The organism is Winogradskyella pelagia, from assembly GCF_017581965.1.
GTDB lineage: Bacteria > Bacteroidota > Bacteroidia > Flavobacteriales > Flavobacteriaceae > Winogradskyella > Winogradskyella pelagia.
The window spans coordinates 1-2,058 of sequence record NZ_JAGEVF010000028.1 but is presented as its reverse complement, the minus strand read 5'-3'; the positions used below and the strand labels follow the sequence as shown (position 1 = coordinate 2,058).

At 29.4% G+C, this 2,058-nt stretch carries 2 protein-coding genes; both read right to left on the bottom strand.

Going from position 1 to position 2,058, the window contains the following annotated elements; translation table 11 throughout:
• Positions 1–513: 513 nt before the first annotated feature.
• Positions 514–1,095: a hypothetical protein gene (locus J4050_RS15065; protein ID WP_208155444.1), complete on the bottom strand. Its 582-nt coding sequence runs from the start codon at positions 1,093–1,095 to the stop codon at positions 514–516.
• A gap of 3 nt (positions 1,096–1,098) precedes the next feature.
• On the bottom strand, positions 1,099–2,058 hold a 960-nt coding region (locus J4050_RS15060), incomplete at its 5' end, for a hypothetical protein (protein WP_208155443.1).

Sequence of the window (2,058 nt, the reverse complement as noted above, 5' to 3'; positions counted from 1 at the left end):
AAATCTATAGCACCGAGATTGACGTCCTCAGCCTCTTGCAGAGCAGGCTCTTTTTCGCAACGTGTTAGGGCTAGCAGTATAAGCATTGCCCATATTAATTTGTTTTTCATAAAATTTATATAGATTAAAAGGTTACTTTTTAATCGCTATAAATCAGTTTTTAGGGAGGGATGATATAAAATTACCTAGGGACGTTTTAGAGAGAAAACCTGTCTAAAAGATGGGGGAATGATCATATCTACAAAAAAATTAAACGTAGTGATTTTTGCATTGCCTCTACTGCCAATAGCAAAACTTAAATTTAATCTTATCTCATTTGGAATACTTGTACTATTGACAATATGTATTTTATCATCAAACTTAATGTATAAAGTGTCATTAGCAATTTGTGAATGTATTTTTGAAATAATAAAAATGGATAAAAAAAAATATCGAATCATAGTTAGAATTGTTTGCAAGAAATATACTAGGTTATTTCATTTCATTTTGCTTCTTCCTAAGTTATAAACAGCATTAATTTACCTTATAAAATTCTAAAGAGCTACAGTGCAAACATTTTGTATCTCTTAACCGAATAAAGTTTGGTTGTATTAAGTTTATCAAATAGTTTTCTAGAATAAAAGTTCCTGATGTAATATTATTTCTTGAATATATCAATTTAATTTTCCCTGAGGTTTTAAGATTGTTATCTTTATATATAAAGCAACTATCATTTGTAATTTTAACTGAAGTTACATATCGATCGTGGTTACTGTAACGAGCTTTTAAAAAGTGTTTACCTATAAAACTATTCAATATCTCTTTTTTAGTTTTTAGCTGACTTATTGTGTTGATTCTAGCATCAATATATAAGTTTACGATTGTATCTGTACCAATAATAGATTTATACTTTGGAATTAAAATGGTATCATCTAAAGATTGTTTTTCTTGTTGATATATTTTATGAAATTTATAAAATGGGCTAGAAATATAATTGTAGTTAATGTTTAGTAAACTATCATACTTTTTTTCTATTTCTAAACAATGGTTTGCTTTCTGTTTTTCTTGGCATGAAAGACATAAAATGATTGCTATTAAGGCTATTCGTTTTTTCATAATTTATTCACAATTAATTCCACTTGCATTATATTCTTGATTAATTATATCCAAATACCTATTATAGGTTCTTTCACTTTCAGGTATGTTTGCTTCAATAGTATCAATTTGATTTTTAAAATTTTGCCAAGCATCTGTGTATTGACTATTCTCCCCGTTTTCATCAGAGGTTTGTCTTAAACCAGACCAGGAAAGTGCTTCATAAAACTCTTCCGCATTGGGTCTAGTAATTCCTTTAGATATATCATATGCTTTCATAACATCTATTAGGGTTTGTCTGTAAAAACTTGCCATTTGATTGTGATGAGCTAACGAATAATCAGGAAAAATCCCCCATTCAATTATATTTCCAGCTAAGTCTTGAGAATACTCTAAATTGCCATATGCTAATGTATAATGTGCAATCCCTTGATAATTATATAATAAATCGTTGTACTCCGATAGAGAAATAACGTTATAATCATCAACAAGTTCTTTTAATTTTCTTAATAGTTCAGCATGTATTAATTCATGTGCGATTGTTTTTACCATTATTATATTATTGACATGCGCTAGTGATTGATTATTTAAGTTTATAAAAGCAGTATCCTGTTCAGGTTCATTTAAAGATGTTTGACCTGTATTTCCCCACTGAGGATTGCTAAAAATTCCCCATTCTAGATGTAAAACAGGATAGGTTGGCTCAAACTTTTTAATAATTTTACTCATTTGGTTAGTTGAAACAACATCATCTTTTATTTCTTTTAGGCAAGTTTGATTTTGAAACTCTAAAGTTTCAGTAATCTCAATTATTATCTCTAATTCAAAATCAACTTCTCCTTGACTAATGAGAGCCTCAATCGTAAATGCTTGCGCTTGTTGGCTACATTGGTTATCATTTAGGTAATTGGCAATAATCTCACTCTCCACCCTATTGAGCGCGTAGACCAAATTGGGGTCAAAGGTATCTCCGCTGTTAACATC